Genomic DNA, 24225 nt, shown 5'->3' with positions numbered 1-24225 from the left:
CTGGACCGGAGGTGCTCGCCACACCTCCAATGAAACTCAATGTCCTCCAATGGAACACACTTGTAGACCACACTCCGTGCATTGCGGGCAATTCTCAACAAGTACGAAGGATTTGCTGCCGCAACCGACGCACTCCCAATTGGCATATTTGTCTTGAACCGCCGGCATCTCATTGGTCTCCCCGGCCTTTTCTTCCGCCGTCTCCGGTGCTTCCTCTTCATCCGTGAGGCTGAGGATCTGTTCATAACGGGAACCGTCCCGATAGATGGTCCCGCCTTTGCAGCCGGACTTGTATAACAGCATGTAGACCTCGGCCACTTGTTCTTCCGTGTAATCGGCCGGACAGTTGACGGTCTTAGAAATGGAGCTGTCGACGTACTTCTGGAGCGCGGCTTGGACACCCACGTGTTCTTCCGGGGTGAGATCCATTGCACCCACAAACCACTCTGGAAGCTCCTGTCCTGGATGTTCATCTATCCATGTTTTTGCGACACCTGCATATTGAATGGTCGAACCCACCCGCGAAAGCCGGTGATATTTCATGGCGAAGTGGGGTTCGCAACCCGTGGACACGGATCCTTCGGGATCGAGCAGGGACGGCGTGACACTGCCAGTCGTACCGGTCGGCGCAAAGGTCAGCAAGGTCAAATTGCGAATGCCATGCTCATAGATCGCTTGCTGGATGTCTTCGGGGAGGGTCTTGACGAAGCCACTCTCCAGATACTTGTCGCGATCAAAGAACGGGAATGGCCCTTTCTCCTTGGCCAATTCAATCGAGCAACGGTATGCCTCGTCACGAATGAACCGCATGACCTTCTCGATGAGTTCGTTGCCTTCTTTGGAGCCATACCGCTTCCGCATGGCAATGAGGAAGTCTGCGATGCCCATGCCGCCAAGGCCGACACGGCGTTCCCCCTTTTGCCAACGCTCAAGGTCCTTGTCCCAATAAAAGCTGACGTCAATGACGTTATCCAGGAACCGGACACCTGCCCATACGGTCTTTTTCAGCAGATCCCAATCGACGTCATAGATGGTTCCCAGCTCGTCTTCTCCAACCGGCTTAATCATGCGACCCCAGTTGATGGCGCCCAAGTTGCAGGTCGAGCCATCGAGAATCGGCTGCTCGCCGCATGGGTTCGTGGCCATAATCGTGCCGAGGTACCAGCCATTGTGCATCCGATTGCAAGTGTCAATGAAGATGATGCCGGGTTCGGCGGAACGCCAATTGCAGTGGATGATCTTCTTCCACATGTCTCGCGCGCGGATCGTGCGATAGACTTTGACCGGATAGCCCTTGGCTTTCCATTTGTTGAGGTCTCCATCCCACTCAAGGTTGTAGGCGGGATGCGTGGTGTCCGGAAATACAAGATCCCAATTCAAATCATGTTCGACCGCATGCATAAAGGCATCGGACACCAAAACGGAGGAATTGTTGCCTTCCATGAAGCCTGGCTTATTCTTGGCACCAATGAAGTCCTCATTATAGAGAGAGTCGTTTTCATCGGCGGTATAGAATACATCGGGGTGCCAGTCGTGCAAGGTCAGCATCTGGGCCCCACGACGGTTGGCTTGCTCCACCCAGTCTGTGAGGGAGCTGATCATGTTGCCGGTATGCACCGCGCCCGCTGACTTGCCCTTGGTTTGAGACAACGTCGCATACTTCGGTCGCAGAACCGATAGACAGGTTCCATTCCCGCCACCGCGCGCCATGATTTCCGTGATGAAGCCCATCGTGTGAAAGATCGCTTGACGGCTGTCGCGACCATACCGTTCTTGGCCTTTTGGTGGCTTGATTGCCGTCACATAGCAGTTGAACAGAGTGACGAAGGAGTCATCTCCGGCGCCAGAGAGGATGCGGCCGGCTGGGATCAATAAAAAGTTTGATATGGCATGATGGAACTTCTTCTGATGGGACTTGCGGACTTCGGGTTTCTCTACCCCGGCCACAGCGGTTGAAACGCGCTCCGATGCATGCTCCCATTCTGTTTCCACCAGCGCATCCACATGAGCGATGTTCTGGCTGAATTCTTGGCCTACCATATCGCCGCTGGTGAGGATCATGTGAACGGTCTCGCCGTCTACACGGGTAACGGTGGCGGTCTCACGCACCGGGTACTTCCCATCCCGAATCAACGTCACAACATCGGCGCCCGGTACAATGTACCTTTCTTTATCCAGGCTCTTTTGAGCATATCGAGTCTGAAAGAGTTTCCTATGGAAACCACGTAGCTGTACACTCATTGCTCCTTTGCCTCCACGTCGTATATAGTCACCTCGATGCAATGCACATTATGTAATGCACTACATACAGCGGTTGTATTCGCATTTTACTTTTGAAAGACGCTATGGGGCAACGCTTGGATAGATGGAACAGCCCCAACCAACCTAGGATTGGGGCCGGCGGCATATCGATTATTCGCCTATCGTTACATTTACGAAGTCAGGCTTCATGAACGAGTACGCCAAGAATACGAAGTACCCTGGCGTGCCGGCTTTGGCTTCGAGCAACGGCGATGTGTTGACGTCATGTTCATGCGACTCGATGATCTGGAAGATACCATCCCAAATTGCCTGATGCACTTCATGTTTCAGATCGGCAAAGTAAATGCGTGGGGCACAAGGATGCAACGCCTTGAACGGCTCGGGCATCTCGTTGTAGAGCGTGTCACAGAGCAATGTGCCGGCGAGAATGATATCCCGTACCCCGCCTTTGGTCTTTTCCTCATCCAACAGGTGTTGGACAACACGGAATGCTTTCTTGGCCTTGGAGACCAGTTCTTCATCTTCAAAGAAGCTGTCGGGTGCTTTCTCAATAGCCTCCATGAGGAATTCCCGAATCTCCGTGGTTTCTACGCTCTCAATTTCACTGCGGAACATCAACTTCTTCTCCATGTCTGTCATGACATAGCTCCTCCTCGATGGAACTGTTGCATGGCTTGCTTGCGTTGCTCGATGACGTACTTCTCGTGGCAACTCAGGTGAGCCTCGTTTTGAATCTCCCAATCCAGATGCGCACGCCACGCGCCATTCGGTCCGCTGGGCTGTTTGCTGGATGGACGTGTGATATCCATTCCACAGTACCGACAATAGACAGGCCGGGAAGCCGCTTGGGACGCCATGATGAGGGCGACCTGGTCCCACGTCATGCCGTTAAACGGCCCTCTGTTGCTCTTTGGCATCCAGATCAATCCTTTCTCGGGTGATCATGCGATTGATGATGTCAGTCCGATGATAGGAGGTGTCGCACAAAAGACCTTCTTTCGCCAGCACACAGCGCCGGCAGGATTCGTATTTCGGGTCGTAGGCCCGGCACTTGTAGCACAGCGGACATTCCTCGAAGTTGTGACACTTATGCAAGACGCGATGCCGCGGCAGATTCAGCATGTCTTCCTTGCCATAGATGGCGCTCTTAGGGGCGGTCAGGTTGACCTGCCGGATTCGTTCTTGTTTGTATCGCTCCACCAGTTCTCTGCGCTCGGCTTCTGTCATGCTTATGCCTCCTCGTCTTCCGTAACCCCTAGCCGGATGCAGTCATTCAGAGACAGGTACACCGACTGGTTTTGATCCTGGGAGTTCTCGGCCTCTTCGAGTTTGGCCTGAAGCCAGGCGAGATCATTTTGCAGATCGTCAATCTCGGTGCTCAAACGAATACGGTCCTTCAGTCGGTCATCCGGCACCCCACGTTCGGGTGGATTGTATCGGATATCCGCCTCCAGATCCCGCAATTCCTTTTCCATCTCGTTGATCTGCATCTTGATGTCATTGATTCGGTTGTTGATGTGTGTCCGGAGTTCGGCAACGGTCTTGGTGTAGCCAATCAGCATGAATCTCGCTCCTTACTTGAAGAATTCAATGGTGTAGTTGTCAAAGGCGCAGACCACCAGACTTTTGTCTGCTCTCGCTGCGGCTTGCAGGTCCACGCCTGCAAATGGATTGGATGGGTCATAACTTCCAATCAAAGATACTCCGGCGTATTTGACGGTTACGCCTCCGGCTCCGTCCGCTTGGACACTGAACTTTGATTTGTCGGTAAAGTACGGTGGAGGCGATAGGAACCAAGTTGGATCGGCCGATGCCCCGAAAAAGATCGTTATCGTGTTGCTCGGGTCGTCACCTTCCCGCAGGTATGCCAAGTACGTCTTGTACAACGTCACCTGACCAATGCCGTGAAGTGTGACATGAAAGATCTCGTCACTGACGGAATCGGTTTGCATCGGCGCGAGATTCGCCGTCAGGGTAAAGGCTGTATCCGGATCAATCGAGTTCGGGAACGTATGCGAAAAGTCACTGAGCAAGAACCTACCCACTGCAGAGTCATATATGCCGGATACCGTGGTAAATCCGTACGGCAACACGAGCTGTGAGAAGTCCGTGTTGACCACATTCTGCGTGAGCACCGGCGGCACATACGTTTCTTCGAGTTGGCCGATGTTGTTGCCCTTCAGGATAAAGTTGTAGGAGTCATCATCCTGAATGATGTCCTCGCCCAGCGGGTTTCCGGTTGCCGTTGTGCTGTAAAGCCCCACGAGGACAACCTGATCGGGTTGGCTGTTGTTCTGGATTTCAAAGATCCACTTGTTTTGATCCGCATATCGGGTGCGGATGAAGTTGATGTCGTATCCATCCGAAGATGTGGGATCATCCACGCGGCTGGAAGAGAGCGTGAATGCACCGCTTTGAGATTCCGAGTGAAGCACGGTTCCATCCAGAACTTCCTCGACCACTGCGTCAAACGTGACTTGAAGCATGGAATTCTGGACCAGGATCTGCTTGACGTTGAACTTCATATTGATCAAATGGGTCTTATCGACGTCCAAGTAGTAGGAAAAGATCAACCGTGGCGGCCTCCTAACTCTTGAGAATGATGGTGAACTTCGAGGAGTCTCTCCAGTTCGACAGCGGGACGGAAACCGCGGTTTCCGCGCGCGCTCCCGCGGCTGTGAACGTCAAAGACGAATTGTCTGGATCCCACTGTACATCCCGGTTGTAGCCAAAGATGTGTGCGACGAATCCCCCACTATGAATCTCAATCTTGGATAGGTCCATCAGATAGGTGTGGACACGATCGCTGAGTTCATGTTTGTGGGCATTCAGATCGTTAAGAATCCGGTCGATCTCATCCTGCAAGTCACGGTCTTGCTGGAGACGACCTTGGGCCACGTTGAGCATGTCGGGCGTGGCAATTCCTGTCCCTGTGTTGAGTTGTTCTTGCCACTGCTCAATCAGGTTGATTTGATCGTCAATGCGCTCGGCCACGTAATCTCGAAGGGATTGGTACTCTTCAATCGTGGTTTCCAGGCGCACTCGCTGTGTCATATTGCTCTGCACATACTCCTGTAGGAACGTGGCGAATGCGCTGTCTGAGGATTCAACATGTACCATCTCGCTCATAGTCAACCTCCTTTATGTAGTCTTCTGACTCCGCTTGACGCGTAGCCGGCGGTTGATGATTCTCTGGTCGGTGGGCATGTACATGCCTTTTGCATTCCAGAGCTGTCGGGCGCGCCGAATGACCTCGGCTTTCGTCGCATAGATGATGTCATTCAAATCGGTCGCGCCATCAAAGAGTTCCCAATAGAGCTTGCAGAGCAGATTGTCATTGTTGCGCGCGTCTGGAAAGGTCTGAAGGATGTATCCCACCCGCGCACTCTTGGTGTCTAGCAGTTCCATGAAACCACCTCCTAGCCTTGATAAATCAGCGAAGCGTATCTTCGGCACGCCTCGATGGGCGCTTCAATCATGAACGAGAAGTCTGGGAAGAACTCATAGAATCGCGTTCCCTTAAAGGAACTGAACTTGTTCTTCGCAAATTTGCACTCGATGACGGGCATCTTCGTCTCTTCTTCTTCATCCATCCAGTACACCGCGGCATTCTCTTCTTTGATGCCGACCTCGTTGTACAAAAGGAGAATCAGGTTGGCTTCGTATTGAAGTCGAATCGTGTCTTTGAGATCGTCGACCGTTGGCCGTTTGCCATTGGTCTTCCGAAGGTGTGCCGTACACATGACGACGGCGTTGTATCGAACCGTCCAGCTTTTGAGCATCTTGGCGACATACTCGTTGCGCGCATCGTTGTTGCTAAACTTCTGTGACTCCACGGTCAGGTCATTGAAACTGTCGATGCAGATGACGAGTTTGACGCCTTCTGGCAACTCCATCAGGATGTCCTTGATGTGTTGTTCAATCGCTTCCACACTGGTGCCTAGATTCTCGGAGTCATACATGCCAAAGCGGTAGATGTTTCGGTACAGATTCCGAAGCCCTTCGTTGCGTTTCTCAATGATCTCCGGTTGATCCGAGAACTTTTCAGGCATCTTGGCCTGTGCGATCTTGATCTGTTGGTCGCAGGCGATGTAGCGCGGAAGCAGCTCGTTGTTACTGTCGTCCAGTGAGTGATAGGATACATAGACGTTTTCGTTTCGCTCTGAGACTGTCTTTGCAATCTGCAACATCATGGCCGATTTCCCGACGTTCGGTGCCGCGGCAAAGAGAATCAGACCGGGCTGTAAGCCGCCTTCGATGGCGTCATTGAACAGCTCCCATCCGGTATCCAGACCGCCTCGGGATCCGCGCGACCACGCGTATTCATCCACCGCTTCGATGTTCTGAAGCATCATGGCCTCAATCTTATTCAGCGGCCGGCCGAGCAGCCCATCCGGATTGGTTACGCGCAAACGATGAGGATTTATATCATCCGTCGAGAACGGCTCTTGTTGCACCTGGGGTTGAGCGGGTTGCTCCATCCATTGTACTTGCCGCAAGGCTTCTTCAAAGCTGAGGCCTTCCACTGAATTCACCTCTTGTCTCCATTCTGCAAGCGCCGCTGCCTTGAGCGATTCTTGCACAAGGGAGACGGCATTCCCTCGTGCCACGACAAAAAGGAGGAACGCACTCGCACCCTGAGTATAAACGATGTTGTAATACACTTCAATAATAAGATCCGTTTTTCTTAATCTCGATGTTTCTTCGGTTTTCCCTCATAATCCTTGAATCCCATGAAATCGTCATCAGCGAATCGCTGCTCATCTTCATACTGACGGAAGATCCGGTGATCCCACGCCATCAGTGTGGCGGGATCACTATCCAATGCCGCGGCTTGGGCCAACAGATCCGAGAAGGTGTGTACCTCTTCAACTTGTTCCCGATGGAACCAGGATAAGAATTCCTGCGTGGAATACTCCTTTTCTTCTTCGGCAAGCTGTGTCAGATGATAAATGCGCTCGGTGGTCTGCTGTTCATGTGTGACAGCAGTCCGGAGACAATCGGTGATGCTATCAAAGAAGTTCTGTGGCTCATCGGTCGGGTAGATCCGCGGCCGTCCGCCTTGCATGACGATGTAGTGGAAAAAGCGCATGGCGTGCTTATGTTCTTCCTTGGCTTGATAGATGAACATCTTCGTAAAGCCCTCAAGGTGCTGGCTGGCTGCATAACAGGACATCGCCAAATAGATCTTCTCGTTCATAAACTCCTCGTTCATCTGGCGAATGAGTTCGCCCATCAGCTTCTCACTAACGGCCATCTGTATACTACCTCCCGTACACGTGTTTCAACGGAGCGCACTTCTCCGTTTTCGTATGTCACGACAACCTGACCGTCTTTGGGCGCGATAAACCGGTCATTGCCGATTCGGATCTCTCGTTGAAAAAACTCAATTGGCACGCTCCTGATTGGCGGAGGTGGAGTGCTGCGAATCTCTTCAATCAGCTTTTCATCCATCACAAGGCTCCTGGATGGTTCACTGGATGGTCCACGGAATGCCGAAAGTATCTTAGACAACCATGACATGCACTCGTCGGCTCCTTTCTCCTCATGCAAAGAGAGGACAGTGGTCTCGATCACATACGCCACTCAAACGCCGGAAACTCTCGCATCCGTAGCGATATCCACCGTTGTAGACCGAGTTGACAATGATCTCGATGTCGCGGGCTGGAAGCGGCGGCAGACAGCGTTCCTCGCTCCACTGCTTCATCCGTGCCAAGGTTTCTTCGCGTTCAATCCCCTGTTGCATAAAGAAGCTCGTGAGCGCTGTGGCGCTGTTGTTTCGTTCATCCACGGTCTCCCGGAAGTTCTTCTCACTCAGCATCGTTTGGATACAAACCGGGAGCTGCTCCAGCTTTTTAAAGCGACCTTCAAATTCCTTGCGTTGATTGATTCGCTGTGTCCACTTGTCGATGACCCGCTGGATGGAATGTTTGACCCTTGGATTGACTTGCGGCATCGGCGGTAACACGTATCTCGGTTGTATCGCCAAATCCCGAATTTGCGAGAGGCTCAAGCGCTCGAATTCGGCATGGGAAATCGGCACCTTATAGCGCCCGCTCTTCTTGTGTAAAGAGTTGACCATGCGGAACATCCGCTTGTCGTCATAGACTTTGAGATCCAAGGTATTGTTCTTGCAATACTGCGCGATGTCTGAGGCAATCTCCTTGTAAATCTGGTTGAGCGCCAAGTGGGGCTGAATCCCCAAAACGCGCGCGTCCACCGTCAGATGAATCCCCTTATGGCCGGAGAAGTACAAAGACACCTGGCTGGGATCAATGGACAGGATGACCTTCAGATACCGGAGCGCACTTTTGACATCCGCGCGTACCTTCTCGAAATCCTCATCGCTTTCGAGTTTGGTGTCAAAGTCCATATAGAAGTCACCGTACTTCAGGGACTCGCGCGTATTGATGATCATCCGGCCCTTGGAGTCTTGAACCCATACCGGTGAAACGTACTTCATCACGGTCTCATAGACGCCGCAGTTTCCGTATTGCTGGCGAAATTCATCCGTCTGGCCGGCTGGATAATAATGTTTTCGCGTGAACGGAAACTTGGGATTGTCTAGGTCCGCCCCACATTCAACCCATACGTCTGGGAACGTGTTCATGCTTGAACCTTCTTTGGGATGATCTGATTGATGCCGGCCAGCTTGTGGACGTTGATCTTCTCCAACAACATTTGCCTCGCATCCTCGATGTACCGCTCCAGCTCAAAGACATTCCGAAGCGGTGACTGTTGCCGTTCTTCTCGAAGGGACTTGGCGCAATCAATGGCAAACAAGATCTCATCCAGGTTGTAGATCCCAAGCAGATACCGAAAGCGCGCTTCGTCTTGCCGCCGCGTGTGTTCTTTGGGGTCTACTGTGCCATTGGATCGATACCAGTACGCTAAAAGATCATTCATGGTGAATCGGCGCTTCATCTCTAGATAGAACTCGGAATCTGTTCGGATGAACTGTCCGGTCACGGGATCTTTGACGATCCGAGTTGGTGGCGGCACTTCGCGTAATTCGTTGTGATAATAGAACACATCCGGCTCCATGAGGTTTCCCGGAGGTTCTTTCTGGCCAAAGATCTCTTCGAGATGATACACATTCCGAATGATCTGCGGGTACGACTTGGCAAAGGTGTCGAGTTCTTGCTTGATCTCTTCCAGCGTCCATCCCAGTTCTTCAAGACGTTCGAGGGCGAGTATCGCGGTGGATACCCGCCGTTCTGCATTGCCACTGGGCTGAACAAGTTCATAGACGAAATACTGGGCAAGCTCTTCTCGATTCATCGTCTCGTCACACCGCGATTTGATCCAAGTAGTCATTGAAGGCTTTTAGGTTATCGGGATTGATGTTGGCCAACGTCGCGTTTTCGTCCCGCATAAAGTCACGAATGTACGGATACAGCTGCTCATCGTTTTGGATGCCTAACCGCGCTTTGTGCATGTGGATTCGCTGAATCTCGTTCGGGTCCCACTGTTGCGGAATCGCACTGGAGGCTGACTGCGTTTGCTCCTGTTGCGCGTTGGCCGGCGCTCCATAGGACGTCATCGGTTGCGCCTGATATTGCTGTTGCTGAGCCTGTGCTTGTGGTTGTGCTTGGGCCTGCGGCTGGGCCTGTTGCGGATTAGGCTGTGCTTGGTATCCCGCGGCCGAGCCAAACTGTTGTTGCATCTGCCACTGCTCTTGCGGCGCCAGGTCGGACGACTGGGGCTGTTGCCACTGCTGGGCTTGCGCATTCCAGCCTTGTTGGGGTTGCCAATTTGTCTGTCCCTGCCACTGCTGGGGTTGCTGGGCTTGTTGCCATTGTTGGCCGTATCCATCCGGTGCGAATTGATATTGACCCGACTGTTGCATCTGCTCATATTGATGCTCGTCGTCGAGTTCGACCTTGATCTTGGAGTAAATGGACTCGCCCACGCCAAACAGTGACGCGCATTTCACCAACAGGTTTGATGCGGCAGCCTTGTAGGCAGAGTCTTGATTGTCCCTACCCCCAACCGCGATCTTGCAGCCATACTGTTCGCGATGACCGAGCCCAGGGATAAACAGATACCCACGGACATGATAGACATAGCCGTCGAATTCCCATGAGTTACCTTGCTTGTTGTACTTGTAGATTTCCTCTCGCCACTGTGCGTCCACGCCAAAATCCCAATACGTGATGCCATCCACGGCATAATCAAGAATCTGTCGGACGGTGTTCACGCCCATGTATTGGCTGTAGCTACCCTTGGGGCCGGGCTTGGTCTCTAGCCATTCATCTTTGCAGACCTTCAGCTTCTCTTTGATCTTGTTGACCTGCTCGAGATCCGGCAGGTACTTTTCAATGACAGGCCGCATGTCATGATGCCTCCTTCAATGCAGACCCATTATAGACTCCCACTGGGTTGCGCGCAACAAATATATTGTAGTGCATTACACATATGATTTTAACACGTCTGATCTGCATCTTCAACAGAAAACATGAAAAATCCCGAGAGATTCACAGGAAACACACGAATCATCTCGGGATTCTGATGAAGCCTTATTGAGAAACGGGCTGAGTGGGATTGGCTGCAACCGACTGATTTTCACTGGGCTCGGCATTGCCTTCCGCCGGATTCGCGGGTTGGTCAGCCGGTTCTGCCGGAGCTGCTGGTTCAGGCGATGTCGCAGGAGCCGCGGGTGCGGTGGTCGGTTCCGCTGGAGCTTTAGCGTCTTTTGGAGCTTCAGCTTTTGGAGCTTGTGATGCCGAATCATCGCTCGTCGCTTCATCCTTGTTGTCGTGGTTGTGCTTGAACTCGCCAATGAGATTGTAGAAGCGAACGCCGATTTCAATGACCAAGTCGGCAACCCGAAGCACGAAGGTCTTTCCGAACCGGATTCGGAAGTTGGCCGCGAGTTCATCATACACGGCACTCACGATGTCCAGAACGGCTTTCTTCTTGGCTTGGCCATTCTTCGGAGACTCGACGAGTTTGATCGATGCGAGGACCAGCTGCACAAATGCCGGCGTGGCAATGAGAGCTTGTAGAAAACGTGGCATGATTCTCACCTTCCTTGGTTAATGAGCCATGTGCGAGGCCATCAGGGTGATCCCACCCATGATGAAAAAGTAGATGACTTGCTTGAGGAACTCGGTCCATGCAGAGTGATGTTTGTCTCGGGTGTCTTGACCGTCCCGTTGCAGTGCGGCTACCGATTGTTTGATCTCGTGTAGGGTGCTGAAGATCATATTGATCTGAACCTTGGTCTCCGTGGAGGAGTTCGTGAGGGAGTCAAGCTGTTTGCGAATCTCCGAAATGAGGCCTTTTTGTTCCTTCACATCATCGGCCATCGAGGCATGATTGGTTTCCACAATGGTGAGCCGCGCGATGATGTCGCTGATCGTCTGGGACATTTGCTTATGCTCGGTACGCAGCTCTTCTAGGTCTTTCTGCGTGAAGATTGCTTCATCCATCGTTCACCCACCCTTCTATCGAGAATAATTGAGGCGTACGGCCGTCAGACAGGGATTGACGCCGTTATACGGATCCGGATACAGCATCGTTCGGACCCAAAGGCGCTGTGCAAATTGGCCAGACCACTCTCGGCCACTCAGTGGTGTCAGAGTGCCATCGATCTCCTCTTTGAGGATTTCATAGTCAAAGATGTTGCCCTCAAGCTGATTGTCGAGTTTCTGGTCAAAGCTGAACGCGCCGCGGTTGAGAAATACATGCTCGACCGACTCGATGTTGTACAGACCCGTCATCTCAAACGGGGTGAGGACCATTCCACCTCCCTGCTCGAATAAGGTCAAATACACACCGATCTCCTGGGCGCCAAGGATGAATGCCTTTTTCCCACCCAAGTCAATCGGGGTCTTTTGTACCAGGGTGATCCGGATCTTTTGCACCGGAACCTGTGGAAAGTACCACTTCTTGCGTGGAGAATAGAGTGCGGTGCTAATCGTGGCGAGGTCGTTTTGCTGGAAGCCGGGAATCTGCTGCCAAGCGTCCTCGTAAAGATACTCGACATTGGCGACCTGAACGCCACGCTCCGGATGCGGATTGATGACGATGGTGTTGATATTGAGATTGTTGACTAGGTGTGAGGGCAGCGTAATTTCCATGATGACATCTTCCTGGTCAGGACAACTCGAGAAATCATAGGTGACAACCCGCTCCCAGAAGGTATCGTCGCTGCCGTTGAACGCTTCATAGACATTCGTATCCACCACTGTGCCGCCACTATTGGAGCGGCCGAGACTGACTTGCAGTTCATCGGGAACAATGATCTCTCCCGTGAGGTCGTTCTTGACGTACGTCTTCGGGATCTGTGCGATCATCGGCAGTGTAGCGTATCGATATTCTGTGTCCATGTCGGCTCTCAGGGTGCTATCGGAGTTATCCTGCGAGATGTTCGGATAGTGGGTCGCCATCTGTTGCACAAAGGAGGTTTGAAAGAATGTTGGCGGATACGGAAGCGCACCCTGCATATCCGTGATCTTTTGTTCCAGCGTGCCAATCCGATCGGTTAACATCTGGATGTACGCCTGCAGTGCCGCATTTTCTGCCACCACAATGCGGTGTGCTTCCTGAAGATCCTGGAGATTCTTGTTGCTTTGCTGGTATAACTCAACCAGTTCCAGATACTTATCGTCTTCGTTCTGGTTATATTCATGAGACGAGGTGGGACCGCGGAATCGGGCCCCGCCTGGCTTACTTGTAGGCATTCTCATAGGAGGCATATCTCCTTTCCAGTTCGCCAAGCCGTTCGTCCAACTCTCGGAGCTGAAGTTTGAGTTCATCCAAGCCGTAGACACTGTCCGCTTGTATGGGACCTGTAGCGGTATACGTGACGGACAGAGTTCCTTCTTGTAAGACATGACGCCCGAGTACGATGGCGTCTCCGTCGATGATAAATCCATCGTCGGCAAGAACATTTTGCGGGGTGATCGTGATCGGAACTTCTGTGGAAACGGGATCGCCGACGGTGATGCTCGCACCAGCGGAGAAGTTGGATTGCAAGGGCGTAGCTAATGGAATGGATGTTCCATTTAATGATACCACGGCATAATCAATCGTTCCTTCGCTGTCTTTGGGCAACAGCGCATATCGTGCTTTATCTGGCGTCGTCTGCAAGGTCTTTGTTGCCGAAGACGTAACGATGGTTGATGTTCCTTCATGTTGTCCCGCAAACCATGAATGAATCGTTTGCTCTTGAAGCTGCGTCAGACTGGCGATGTCTCTCCAGTTCTGGCGGATTTCAAAGATCTCTTCTTGATGGTCAGACAGGTATTTCTCAGATTCCCTCGGTCCCCGGTACCTGGCATTTCGCTTCATGCGGTTCGGCAGCTTGAGGTTCACATTGGGCCGGCCAACCAGACTGAGCTTGATGTCTGGACCACTCTGGGCCGTCCAATGAATCTGAAAGAACTTCGTGTCTGACTTCCCCTGGTCGTCCAACACCGTGGCCTTGAGCGTAATCGTATAGGCGCGTGACGGATCAAACGGAGTGATGACCCCAGTCAGCTGATAGTCACTGTTGGGGGTTCTAGGCAGCGAATCGACGCAGAGTGTGGAGGAATCCTGAAACACCATCGATCCCACATCGACGCTGAAGTTTTCCCCCACCCATGTGGACTCGCCGGTGTTTCGAAACAAAAGCGGGATGTTCGCTGGATCGATATCGTACTGGTTCAAGGTGATTGATGGCGCGATCGGGACTTCGGTGCCATCTTTGGTTTTTGTGAAGAGCGAGAGATCAAGAACTTTGGCCGGCGGATTAACGACGACCACCGTACAAGAAGCACTCGCCGTTTGACCGATCTGGTTGGTAGCTGTGTACTCAATCTGAAACGTTCCCAGCACGTTGAATTTCAACGTGGCCTGATTTTGATCCTTGGACAAGACATCGATCTGGTTGTTGATGTTCCACTCGTAATCCGTGACCGGCGCGCTGGAAACAATGGTCGCATTCACCGTCAGGGTGTCGCCCAAGTATTTCGTGACATAGTCTTGATCCAGGGTCACGCTCATGGGCTCCGGCGGCGGCGAATACGATTCGATGTGGACCTGGACAGAATCATTCACATACCCAATGTACGGCTTTTGGTACCCCGGTACACTGACGGCTTGATCATAAGTTTTGCCAAAGACCCAGTTTCCTACGGCCAGATTCAGATTGACAGCATTCGGAGATTGATCGGTGATACGATCGACCCAGCAACGCACATTATCGTCATAGACCGCACAAATGCCGAGGATCGAACCCATTTTGGCCCCGGAATTGCCCATGTTGGTAAAGTTGATGATGCGTAACAATCGGTTGGTATCGTCCCACTGCAGGGCAAAAATCTCCCCATCAGACAAACTAAAGCCGCGGCCGCCCTGCACATCGTCGAAGCTCACCACGACGGGAAAGCTGTCGCCAGGAGCGTCGAGGTAAAACTCGAAGTTTTGGATGGACGCCAAGGGTATCACCTCACATGGCACGGACTTCAATCTTGGAAATTATCGGCGTCAAACCATCGGTATCGGCTTCTCGAGACAGAGTCGCCTTGACGAGGATTTGATTCGTTGGGTTGTCGTTCGACGACACGTCATAGACCAGCTGAAAGATGCAGTCCTTGGGCTGGTAATTCAGGACGATCTGGTTATCGTAGATGGCGCAGTAGCCATGATCGTTGGGCGAAATGTTGTGATAGAGCGTATGCACATCGACAAATGTCAGGCTGTCCAGCTCCGCCCGGACTTTCGGCTCCGCTGAAAAATTGAACATCCCCAGGTAGGTTGTGGTTGGAAGATTCGCGGGATCCATGTCGGTGCGATTCGCCATGTCGCCCCAGTGATACAGGATCTGAATCTGGTTCCATCCAGCCTGAAGTGGCAAGGTCACCTGGTCGTTCGAAGCGACCATCCGCTGATTATTGACGTACACGGCAAACGTGCCAAGGCGCTTTTTCATCCCAGTGGTCGCATCGGTTTGAATCACGGAAAGACTCATGGGGACTGTCCGGTCCGTCTCTGAATAGATACAGGTCGTGAACCGATAGAAGTTGTTTTTGTCGCCGCCATTGACCCGTTGCAGACTCAAGGTATTTCCAATGGGCCAATAGTCGGTGGTCACAAGACTCGGCCGATTGGTGTAGATGTCATCCCATGCGCTATTGAGAGGCACGTTGCCCGTAAACGGGACATAGGTCTGCTCACGTTTCCACTGGTTGATGCCACGGAATAGCTTGGGGTTTTTGATGTTGTCAAACGTATCTTCATCCGGCAGTACCGGCTCTCCGTCCTCCCGAATCAGTCGAAACACAGGCATCCCGTTGATCACTTCGGTGGTTGGTTCTGCTTTTGGGAACTCCACGGTCTTCGTGGTCGAGGCATTGAACTGAACGACCTTTGGGTACTTCGGGTTCGTGTCATCGAGAGAACTAATCGGGTACCAAACGGCGTCATCGACACTTTGATCCGGATCGTACAAGGCGACCGCGTAATCAATCGAGGTGCTGTAGGGAATGGTATCTGTGGTCTTGATGGAGACACCCGATACATGCAGCTCTTCCATCTGGACGGGATTGCTGATCAGCACACCGCTTGTCAGATAGCTCTTGCGGTAGACCGAGATGTTCTTGGCGCCGAAGTAGTATTGATACACGCCGGCCGAGTTGTCATCATGCGTCTGTTTCGTGTACGTAAAACGGATTCCCTTGGCGGGCACGTCCGAGAACTTCCATGTCGCCGCATCCGACACAACTTGCTGGTTGTCCCCCGGGATGGGACTAAAGCTCGTTCCATCTTCCGTGTAGGACACATGCATCGTCACGGGGCTGTTGGCATGGTTCACGTAGTCGATCTGATTGATCACGTACTGTTGGTCAAACATGACGATGAGTTCGGCATTGACGACGCCTGGGGACAGCATCTTGACGACCTGCCACCAGGCCGTATTGGCGTTGTCATCAAAGGCGTTGTTGATGGTATCCAGTGCCGCTGTCTTGGCTGCTTGGGTCAGTACATTGAAGGTCGTATTGGATCCTTGGATATTGATCTTCTCGGAGCTGCGGTCATTCGGCGGCAAGGTGACTTGGCCGGTATTGAGATCGATGAAGACTGTGCTTCGGGTCTTATCGACATCAGACATGTCCTCGAAGCTGATGATTTGGCTGTCGACATACCCACTTGAGTTTGTAGCCACCAGCATGAGTTGTTCAATCTCGTTTTGCAGCTCAGCCAGCGCATGCCAGAGCTTTCTTCGCTCGGCCTCCATGTAATTGAAGCTGGTCATGAGGCTGGTGGTTTGGTCAATCGTCGCCGCGTAGGCATCACTGAGGTCTTGGGCAATCTGAGCGATGTTTTCATTGAACAAATTGGCATCGGACCGGCTCTTGCGTAACACCTTGTACGGCGAGAAACTCGGGGCCCCAGGGGTATGGTCCCGGAGCCATTGGCTCAGTTGGTACGTAATCGTCTGGAACGTGGGATACCGGCCGTATTTCAGGTAGTACCGGACGATCTGCTCCACGGCCCGGCGTATTTGAATTTGTTTGATGTTCATGCACGTCCACCCCTAGCAGGTCTTGAGGTTTACGGTGATGGAACTTGTCGCCATCGTGTTCTTCTCATCCCAAGCGTTCACGGTAATGGTCGCCGTGCTGTCTGGATAGTAGAGGGATTGCTTGGTGATCTGATTCGTGAGTGCCTGCATCTGAACACCAAAAGTGCCCGAGCTGATGTCGAAGAACTGGCCTCCGGTTTCAGAGACAATCGGGTTATATTGGGTCTTGATGGGGTCGGTAAGTTGGGTGACAAACGAGGCCACAACCCCTTGATCCTTGAGTGTATTGGCTACCTGGTCAGGGTCATAAATGCTCAGGGAATCGTACCCTTTGGCGTGTGTCGGCGCGTCCGTCACGACAATAAAGAACGGCACAGCATCACTTCGTACGCTGGGTAAGAAGGACATACCACCCTGGCTGGCGTCCATGATCGCATCCAGCGTGGATTCCGGCGTATCTCCTCCTCCAGAGACAGTGACGGCTAGGTTGTTCAGGAACTGGGTCACGTCCGAGGTCCAATCATGGCGAATATATGGCATATTGCCGCCAATGCCTGTGATGTCCCCATAGAATACAACGGCTAGTCGGAAGTCGATCTTGTTGCTCGTCAACGAGTTGCAGAACGCCTGCAGGTTGCTTCGGATGCTCTGAATCGGTCCACTCATGCTGCCGGTGTAGTCGATTAAGAAGACAATGTCGGCTTTGCCAGCCGTCGTCGTGATCGTAGGCTCTGGGAAGGTAATCGTCACCGGTACCGAGAACCTCGTCGACTTGGGCATCGGCGTCAATGTTGTATCTGCGATGACGGCATCTCCATAGACGACCTGCCAACGCGAGACGGCGGTATCGTCGGTAATCGTTCCAGCGATCGTCAACTGGTGGCTGTCACCCAATGTCCGATAGCAGACCGGATCAGAGATCGGGTCAAAGGCAATCTGAGGCGGCGGTGAGCAGTCCTTAATCACCGTGCTGACACTCGCGCTCCCCGTTTTTCCGTTGATATTGGTGGCTGTTACCGTAATCGTGAGAGTCTCGCCAGGTTCATAGTCACCGGTTGGAATCGTGAGATTGATCGGTACCGAGGCTTGGCCCTGACCACTGATCGGCGTTTGTTTCACACCATTGACCGATACGACATAACTTGTGACCCCTTGCCAGTCGGTAATGGTGCCGGTGATCGGAAGGTCCGTGGACTGACACCAGTCAGGAAGCAGAGCATCCAATTTGACCGTTGGCACATCGGGTGGGTTGTTGGGATCGATGCCAATGGTGGAGTCTGTGTTCTGGGACGGATCGATCGGACAAACATTCCCCGTAAACACGTCGTAGAAATGCATGACCACGAAGTCATGGGGCGCCCCAATGCAAGGTGCGTTCGAAAAATCACCGCTCTCCACTTCGGCCACCCAGGTTAAGTCCCCAAGCTCTTTGGGTCCACCGATCATGTACTCGGTATGCTTGACCCCGCGGGTCCAATACGAGGTCCCGTTGGCCCATGCGGTCTTAATGTTGTCATAGTAGTCCCGGAACATGACGCCGACACCGGTCAGTTGGACATTGGTATCTCCGGTCGCATCCTTCACATAGAGGGAAATGCCCTTGAAATACTCCGACCATCCAATCAGTAGGTCAACGTTCCCCGCTTTCGTTTCAAGGGTGTAGGTGTAGTTCACCATTAAGGACATCGGGACAATGACCATTTCTAATTCATTGGTGACGTCACTGTAATACTGGAAGCACACCTTTTCGACGGACAAGCAGTTTCTGACCGGGTTTTTGTTCGGGTCGTATGGATCAACCGGCGGATCCGTATCGCTGATGTCCTTCTTATGCGCCTCCGGATCCCAATCTCCATCCACCGTACAATGCCGATTCTGAAGATCCTCGTCGAACCCAAACACGACATAGTCATTGATGCTCCCAATACACGGGGCATTCGTGTACAGATTACCGTCCATGATTTGGGCAATCCATCCGCTTGGGTCTTTCGTTGAGGGATCACCCAGCATCAGTTCCGCATTTTTCACACCTTCGGTTTGATTGAGGATGGTCTGGGCCCAAGACGTCTTTTGGTCGTTGTATTCATCCAGGTATTCGACGCCGACTGCCCACAAGGGGAATGCATAGCCGGTGGTGTCGTATCCATCCGTAATCATGGCCACAATGCCGTTGAGAGACTGATTAAAGGCAAATGTGGCTTTCACGCCGGCGCCATTGTCGATCTCATACGGCAGCCACGACATCGGAACATTGGCGACTTCGATGGACCCCGTGACGGGGTTGAAGTAATGAATGACGAGCGCGCTGTAGAGCAAGCAGTCTCGGACTTGTTGGCCTCCATCCTGACTGCAATCTTCCAGCGTAAGTACGTAGTCATCTTCGGCAGTATTCCCGACGTTATCAAAGGCTTTGACTTCAACCGCAATAGAATCGCCAGCCGAGAAGTCATCCAAAGGAAATTGAAACTGGAAGGGCACCTCCGTCCCGCTATCTGGGTTGTCGTTGGTTTGCTCCACGGATCCATTGATGATCAGGACGATCTTGTCCAGCGGCTTTGACGTTTCCACTGTTCCTGATACCGTTAGTGGATCCTCGATGCACTGCTGCTCGTTTTTGTTGTCGATGACCACTCGCAGGGTCGGATTCTCGGTATCTTCTCCGCTCCCGGAACTTCCGGATCCACCCGATCCACCTGATCCATCGGATCCACCGGAGCCTGAATCTCCGTTGTTGCCCGTGTTTCCTCCGGTGTCGCCGCCGCTTCCACCGCTTCCTCCAGAATCACCGGTGCTTCCGCTGCCTCCCGACCCACCGGTTCCAGGGCCACCGGTATCGCCAGTGTCTCCCGTGCCACCGATCCCTCCAACACCGCCTGTGCCTCCCGTTCCCCCTGCGCCACCGCCTGTGTCACTACCACCATTGTTGTTGTCAGAGCCGCTCGGGAAAAACGGCGTGTCATCGTCGCTTGGGTATGGATCGACTTGATCGGGAGCTTGGGCAATCAAGTGAGAGGCCGCAGAGTCGCTGACCTGTCCCTGGATATATCCCTTCACGGTATAGCCTTTGAGAATCGGCGTGGCAAAGGTCAGGTCATCCGAGCCATCGCCAAATTGCTGAACCGAGTTGCTCGACGCTGCATCTCCCGGACGAGACAATAGACACCGTACACGAAGACTATAGACCGGATACTGGGTCTCAATGTAGCCAGGTTTTGTGATGCTTTGATCCGGTGAATCGACCTGTTCAATCGTATAGATTTTCGGTGGCGGTCCTTCCTCTCCCCCGGTCACACCCGTGATGGACCGTTCCAGAGGGGTGATCGGATACCAAGTAGCGCCGTCGTCGATGCTGATGAAATATTGCAGATACGAATCCGCATCCTCACCAAAGGCATCGGGCAACACCTCGTCCACAGAGAGAGCCACCTTTTGCAACGGCTGTTCAAAGTAATATGGTTTGGAGACAATCTCGCCTTGCTGCTCGTATTGGAACGAGTAAATCTCAATGTCTCGAATGCCAATGCAGTAGCGGTATCCTTCGAATCGCTCCACGCCAATGTCGATGTCTTCTTCCTGTACGCGCCTTGTCAGGTCCGTCAGGATGTCCCCGATGGAATATCCATTGGACTCCGGCCCTTTCATGGGATAGTACGTCGACACAGACGCTCCTGTATCCGTCACCGTGACGCCGAGATCTTCGATGGAGATGAGCGGACCATCCACCCGCTGGATCATGTCTTGTGGTGGCTGGCCGCCCTGGGTAATGGCATATTGAACCGTGTCCTGGTTGGAATCTTTCTTCCGGTAATAAATGTGGCCCAGGTCGGTGTAATACTTTGTCGGCTGCTCAAAGAGAATGGAGATCGTTTTGGCTTTGATCGGCGCAAAGTAAAAGCTGTAGTCCGTATCCTTTTTGTCGGGACTCAGCACCGACTGTGGGGCGCTGACGCCATCGGACACCAGGATGTTTTTCACAATAGCCGGCTGTGCGCCGTAGTTCGGCGGTGTGTACATGTTGATGTTGATGTGGTTGATCTGTGTCACTTCATCGAGAACGATCTGCAAATGGAGCCGCAGCGCGCCATTGTCGGGATCTCTGGCCCAGCGAATGGTTTGGTTGCCGCTCACTTGGTAATCCCAGCCTAGGTTTTTGGCTACCCGAATGGCTTCTTGGTCGCGCAGGTTATTCAGTTCGTACTCAAACCAGGTGTTCGAGTTTCCATCGAGCACGGCCCCGTAGTTTCCGTGATTGTCCTTCTCACCCAGGAACGTGTATTGATTGTCGGTCCCCGTGAGGGAGCTTCCGGGTTGAACCGTGACTTCTGCGTTGTTGCCGGGAAACCCATTGGAATCCGAGCCGATAATAAAGTTGGTGTAGGTTTCGTCGCCCACGACGATCGTGACGGTCGCATTGGGACTCAGATTCTCCGTATTGACCGCCTTGAGCGTGACGGTGCCATTCTCAATGGTCGCAGGCTCCGTCATAATGCGGTCGAAGTCGATGTCGTTGGAGTTCGTGAAGTTCTCCCGGAACTGAACAATGGTTGCATCGTCCGCCGATGTGCCACTGAGGAGTTCGAGATCCTTCAGTTTGTCGCTGACCTCATCGAACTTGGCCTTGAGCTGTCCGGCCTGTACTTGGTTGTAGTTAAAGTCGGTATACAGGCCGCGGCCGAGGATATCGACCTCTTGATACAAAAGGGTGAGGTCTTGAAGGATCTCCTGCATCATTTGGTTATAGTCATCGGAGATGGGCGGTCCGCCATCAACCGCGTACCTTGGAGTCAACATCGGTTTTCCAAGACTCAAGAAAAAATCCTGAAAGGCCTTGAAGACAGCCTGAATCAGTCCTTTTTCCGTTTTGATCGTGCCGTCCTGAAAGGCCTGTTGGGCTTTCTCGAACTGGTACTTGGCTTGCAGATAAAGCATCTGCGAATCGTTTTGGAGCGGCTGCGTCAGTGGCATGATGAAACCTCCCGTTACGTCAACAAGTCCTTCACGGCCTGGTCATAGGTCTGGCAGCGGACACTGTACTCATACAGTGCCGGCGTGACGCTTTCGTAGCCGGCCGCATTGCGTCGAAGAATCGCTTTGAGCCGGATGTCTGTGGTCAAGTAGAAGTAGTCCACCACGATGTTGGTGAGTTGCTGGCCCGTCGGGAAGTAAATCTTGTTTCCGATCTGCGCAAAACACTTGCCGCCATTGGCCGTCTGCAGCTTTTCTCGGTCAAAGGTGCCGGTGGTGTAGTCGGTGATGTTCTCGTACTCCACCCCGTTGACCATCACGCGCACCGAGTAATACGGGTTCGCTGGACTCAGCTTGGAATCATCCTGGGTGTATAAGGCCGCGTCTTGGTCGTAGGTAAAGAGATCACTGCGGTAGATGAATGGCTCATGCTTGAGCGTCACCGTGTTGTCTCCGTCCACCGTCTCAAAGAACTCCCCGGTATCGCCGTTGTCGTTGATGAATTGGACTGGTTCAACGCCTGAAGACGCGTCCAGGCTCACGACGTAGGCCGAATCGGCGGGTTTGTAATCGACGGTATAGATACTTGAGGCCGAATAATATTGTGGGTAGATTCCCAGCGCCTTGCCGTCATCCGACAAGACGTAGGTCATGCTGTCCATGGGTGAGCCATTCCGACGCACAGCCACGGTGTCCGCCGAGATGGCCGGGAACCGAAGAGTAAACCACATGGTTCCGGAAAGCTCTGGATAGTCGACATCACTGCTTCGGCCGAGTAACAACTCCCCGACTACGTACTCTTTGCTGATCGGAAGAATCGGTTTCCAGGCTTCCACGTCTGGATTCTTCTTGTACGTAATGTAGTATTCAATGTCCGTAATTCGGGCCTGGTCTCCTTGATCCATCGGAATGTCGTAATGCTTTTCCTGGGTATCGATGCTGATGTTCTTGATGTTGCCAGGCAACGGCAACGGCTTTGACACGTAGACCGACATGCTTTCGTACTGCCGGCCGTTGATACTGATGTCATAGGCGCCGTACAGATACTCAAGTTTTGAGACGGGGACCCAGGACTTCTGGAGCTCGGGATCCGAAGGCAGGGTCGCATTGGGATCCACTGCGCGGAGTGTCAGGGCCATTGGGTTCTGATAGTTCCCCGTTCGAATGACATTCATCGCGGTCCGCGCAGACTGAATCAGGTTCGAGGCTTTGTCTCCTTGTTGAGACGCCCACTGTTCGAGGGCATTCAGATAGGTGTTCCAACCGGTAATCTGGTTGACCTGATCAAACTCTGCGACCGTCTGCCCCGGCGCTGCCTTGTCCGGAATCGTGGTTGACGCATCCGACTGGGCAATCTGGTTCCAGAGTTGCATGTCATTGACCTGATCCTGGCTCACGATGTAGTTGACCTTCACATAGTTCTCCTGACGAAGGAGAATCCGAATCTTGGAGATGTCCACGGATGGGAACTGGAAGGTCATCTCTGTCGTTGAGCTTTGGCTTCGCTGGTACGGATTCGGGTGCGTCGGTGAAATGAGCTCGTACATCTGGCCATCATAATCCGTCGACTCATATCCGTGTATCGCAACGACCTCAAGCGGATAGGCGCAATACGGATCAAAGGTGATCTCCGAGACGGTCGTAATGCCGCCAAGATCAATCTCCAGTTCGCAGAGTGCCCCGTCCTTCGGATAGTCGTGATAGTCATGGCTCCATAGATTGCTGATGTCCTGTTGGATGGGCGCATCGACCAATACCGCTTCCGCCCAATAGCTTTCGGTACTGCCGTCAATGGCGTATTCCACGGGATGACTGTTATCCGTGGCCACAGGGCCGACGCGGTTGCGGACTTTAATCGTCGCGATGTTGCTGCCATACGCTGTTCGCAGGGCATCAAAGCTCTCGGAAGACGCCAGCTGCAGGGCGCCGCCGACCACCTGAGCGTTATAGATCGCCGGCACGGGTTGGCCAAATCGGTCTTGTCGAAGGAGGCTCAGGGTTTGTTCGTCGGTCTCCGTGTACTGCGGCACGTTGAATTGTTCATGGACACCTTGGACGAATCCATCGGTGTTTTTCATCGTGAGTTTGAGCTGCTCGAGTTTCGATTGCATCGCAAAGATTTGTTTGCGGATGTCCGATAGGGCAGCTCGCGAGAGGAGCTGGTTGTCTCGTAAGAGACGGTCAATGGTATCCGATGCCCCAAAGAGAACATTGAGGTCAAAGGCGATCTCCTCAAAGTTCTGGTTGTACGCTGTCGAATTTGTAATGCCAGACTGGGTTCTGGCTTGAAACGTCGGCTTTCCGTCGCGCGCGTCCAGCTGCTTGAGAAGATTATCCAGTTCCAGTTGCAGTTCGTACTCCGACTTGATGTAACCCAATTGCTGTTTGAGTTGCAGCAGTTCCAGCAGCTTTTGGCGCTGAGTGGCGGGCATCGTCAGCATGAATTGATCGAGGTAACTGGCCATATTCGTCCCTCCTATGTA

The 24225-nt window shown here is 52.8% G+C and carries 19 protein-coding genes; all 19 read right to left on the bottom strand.

Annotated elements, in window-relative coordinates:
• Positions 1-36: 36 nt before the first annotated feature.
• A complete protein-coding gene (locus ASH01S_RS03655; RefSeq protein ID WP_169794177.1) occupies positions 37-2109 on the bottom strand; it encodes an adenosylcobalamin-dependent ribonucleoside-diphosphate reductase in 2073 nt (690 codons plus the stop codon).
• Positions 2110-2412: 303 nt separating this feature from the next.
• Entirely contained in the window at positions 2413-2901 is a 489-nt protein-coding gene (locus tag ASH01S_RS03650; RefSeq protein ID WP_067923630.1) for a hypothetical protein, read from the bottom strand.
• Positions 2902-3150: 249 nt separating this feature from the next.
• Positions 3151-3489 (bottom strand): hypothetical protein, encoded by a 339-nt coding sequence (locus ASH01S_RS03640; RefSeq protein WP_067923624.1) that lies wholly within the window; start codon positions 3487-3489, stop codon positions 3151-3153.
• Positions 3490-3491: 2 nt separating this feature from the next.
• A complete protein-coding gene (locus ASH01S_RS03635) occupies positions 3492-3824 on the bottom strand; it encodes a FlxA-like family protein (protein ID WP_067923622.1) in 333 nt (110 codons plus the stop codon).
• 12 nt (positions 3825-3836) lie between these two features.
• Positions 3837-4835, bottom strand: a complete 999-nt coding sequence (locus ASH01S_RS03630) for a hypothetical protein (protein ID WP_067923619.1) — start codon at positions 4833-4835, stop codon at positions 3837-3839.
• 13 nt (positions 4836-4848) lie between these two features.
• The gene (locus ASH01S_RS03625) at positions 4849-5391 is read right to left on the bottom strand and encodes a hypothetical protein (protein WP_067923616.1); all 543 of its coding nucleotides are present in this window, start codon (positions 5389-5391) and stop codon (positions 4849-4851) included.
• 12 nt (positions 5392-5403) lie between these two features.
• Positions 5404-5670: a hypothetical protein gene (locus ASH01S_RS03620; protein ID WP_067923613.1), complete on the bottom strand. Its 267-nt coding sequence runs from the start codon at positions 5668-5670 to the stop codon at positions 5404-5406.
• An 11-nt stretch (positions 5671-5681) separates the two neighbouring features.
• Positions 5682-6797, bottom strand: coding sequence for a DnaB-like helicase C-terminal domain-containing protein (locus ASH01S_RS03615; RefSeq protein ID WP_245628919.1), 1116 nt, complete (start codon positions 6795-6797; stop codon positions 5682-5684).
• A 152-nt stretch (positions 6798-6949) separates the two neighbouring features.
• On the bottom strand, positions 6950-7519 hold the full coding sequence (locus ASH01S_RS03610; protein ID WP_067923608.1) for a ferritin: 570 nt from the start codon (positions 7517-7519) through the stop codon (positions 6950-6952).
• A gap of 288 nt (positions 7520-7807) precedes the next feature.
• Positions 7808-8872: a primase C-terminal domain-containing protein gene (locus ASH01S_RS03605; protein ID WP_067923605.1), complete on the bottom strand. Its 1065-nt coding sequence runs from the start codon at positions 8870-8872 to the stop codon at positions 7808-7810.
• Complete coding sequence (locus ASH01S_RS03600) at positions 8869-9543, bottom strand: hypothetical protein (RefSeq protein ID WP_067923602.1); 675 nt, start codon at positions 9541-9543, stop codon at positions 8869-8871. Before ASH01S_RS03600 ends, ASH01S_RS03605 begins: the two co-directional genes overlap by 4 nt.
• Positions 9544-9550: 7 nt before the next feature.
• Positions 9551-10597, bottom strand: a complete 1047-nt coding sequence (locus tag ASH01S_RS18940; protein WP_174520716.1) for a hypothetical protein — start codon at positions 10595-10597, stop codon at positions 9551-9553.
• Between the two features lie 184 nt (positions 10598-10781).
• Positions 10782-11282 (bottom strand): hypothetical protein, encoded by a 501-nt coding sequence (locus ASH01S_RS03590; RefSeq protein ID WP_067923599.1) that lies wholly within the window; start codon positions 11280-11282, stop codon positions 10782-10784.
• Positions 11283-11300: 18 nt separating this feature from the next.
• Positions 11301-11696 carry a hypothetical protein gene (locus ASH01S_RS03585; RefSeq protein WP_067923596.1) on the bottom strand — a complete coding sequence of 132 codons (396 nt, stop codon included), beginning with the start codon at positions 11694-11696 and terminating at the stop codon, positions 11301-11303.
• Positions 11697-11711: 15 nt separating this feature from the next.
• Positions 11712-12956, bottom strand: a complete 1245-nt coding sequence (locus ASH01S_RS03580) for a hypothetical protein (RefSeq protein WP_067923593.1) — start codon at positions 12954-12956, stop codon at positions 11712-11714.
• Positions 12937-14691, bottom strand: coding sequence for a hypothetical protein (locus ASH01S_RS03575; RefSeq protein WP_067923590.1), 1755 nt, complete (start codon positions 14689-14691; stop codon positions 12937-12939). The genes ASH01S_RS03580 and ASH01S_RS03575 overlap by 20 nt, the downstream gene beginning before the upstream one ends.
• Positions 14692-14701: 10 nt before the next feature.
• Positions 14702-16777: a hypothetical protein gene (locus ASH01S_RS03570; protein WP_067923587.1), complete on the bottom strand. Its 2076-nt coding sequence runs from the start codon at positions 16775-16777 to the stop codon at positions 14702-14704.
• Positions 16778-16789: 12 nt separating this feature from the next.
• Positions 16790-21742 (bottom strand): vWA domain-containing protein, encoded by a 4953-nt coding sequence (locus ASH01S_RS03565; RefSeq protein WP_067923584.1) that lies wholly within the window; start codon positions 21740-21742, stop codon positions 16790-16792.
• Between the two features lie 14 nt (positions 21743-21756).
• Positions 21757-24207, bottom strand: coding sequence for a hypothetical protein (locus tag ASH01S_RS03560; RefSeq protein ID WP_067923581.1), 2451 nt, complete (start codon positions 24205-24207; stop codon positions 21757-21759).
• Positions 24208-24225: the final 18 nt, after the last annotated feature.

Origin of the sequence: Alicyclobacillus shizuokensis NBRC 103103, assembly GCF_001552255.1 — a bacterium.
Lineage (GTDB): Bacteria > Bacillota > Bacilli > Alicyclobacillales > Alicyclobacillaceae > Alicyclobacillus_G > Alicyclobacillus_G shizuokensis.
Note: the sequence above shows the minus strand (reverse complement) of the source record. Positions and strands in the feature narration are given on the sequence as shown.

Coding starts and splice junctions, on each gene's coding strand:
- ASH01S_RS03590 (WP_067923599.1), bottom strand. CDS start 11,282: ATGCCACGTTTTCTACAAGCTCTCATTGCCACGCCGGCATTTGTGCAG.
- ASH01S_RS03565 (WP_067923584.1), bottom strand. CDS start 21,742: ATGCCACTGACGCAGCCGCTCCAAAACGATTCGCAGATGCTTTATCTG.
- ASH01S_RS03570 (WP_067923587.1), bottom strand. CDS start 16,777: ATGAACATCAAACAAATTCAAATACGCCGGGCCGTGGAGCAGATCGTC.
- ASH01S_RS03585 (WP_067923596.1), bottom strand. CDS start 11,696: ATGGATGAAGCAATCTTCACGCAGAAAGACCTAGAAGAGCTGCGTACC.
- ASH01S_RS03635 (WP_067923622.1), bottom strand. CDS start 3,824: ATGCTGATTGGCTACACCAAGACCGTTGCCGAACTCCGGACACACATC.
- ASH01S_RS03625 (WP_067923616.1), bottom strand. CDS start 5,391: ATGAGCGAGATGGTACATGTTGAATCCTCAGACAGCGCATTCGCCACG.
- ASH01S_RS03605 (WP_067923605.1), bottom strand. CDS start 8,872: ATGAACACGTTCCCAGACGTATGGGTTGAATGTGGGGCGGACCTAGAC.
- ASH01S_RS03610 (WP_067923608.1), bottom strand. CDS start 7,519: ATGGCCGTTAGTGAGAAGCTGATGGGCGAACTCATTCGCCAGATGAAC.
- ASH01S_RS03560 (WP_067923581.1), bottom strand. CDS start 24,207: ATGGCCAGTTACCTCGATCAATTCATGCTGACGATGCCCGCCACTCAG.
- ASH01S_RS03620 (WP_067923613.1), bottom strand. CDS start 5,670: ATGGAACTGCTAGACACCAAGAGTGCGCGGGTGGGATACATCCTTCAG.
- ASH01S_RS03600 (WP_067923602.1), bottom strand. CDS start 9,543: ATGAATCGAGAAGAGCTTGCCCAGTATTTCGTCTATGAACTTGTTCAG.
- ASH01S_RS18940 (WP_174520716.1), bottom strand. CDS start 10,597: ATGCGGCCTGTCATTGAAAAGTACCTGCCGGATCTCGAGCAGGTCAAC.
- ASH01S_RS03650 (WP_067923630.1), bottom strand. CDS start 2,901: ATGACAGACATGGAGAAGAAGTTGATGTTCCGCAGTGAAATTGAGAGC.
- ASH01S_RS03640 (WP_067923624.1), bottom strand. CDS start 3,489: ATGACAGAAGCCGAGCGCAGAGAACTGGTGGAGCGATACAAACAAGAA.
- ASH01S_RS03580 (WP_067923593.1), bottom strand. CDS start 12,956: ATGAGAATGCCTACAAGTAAGCCAGGCGGGGCCCGATTCCGCGGTCCC.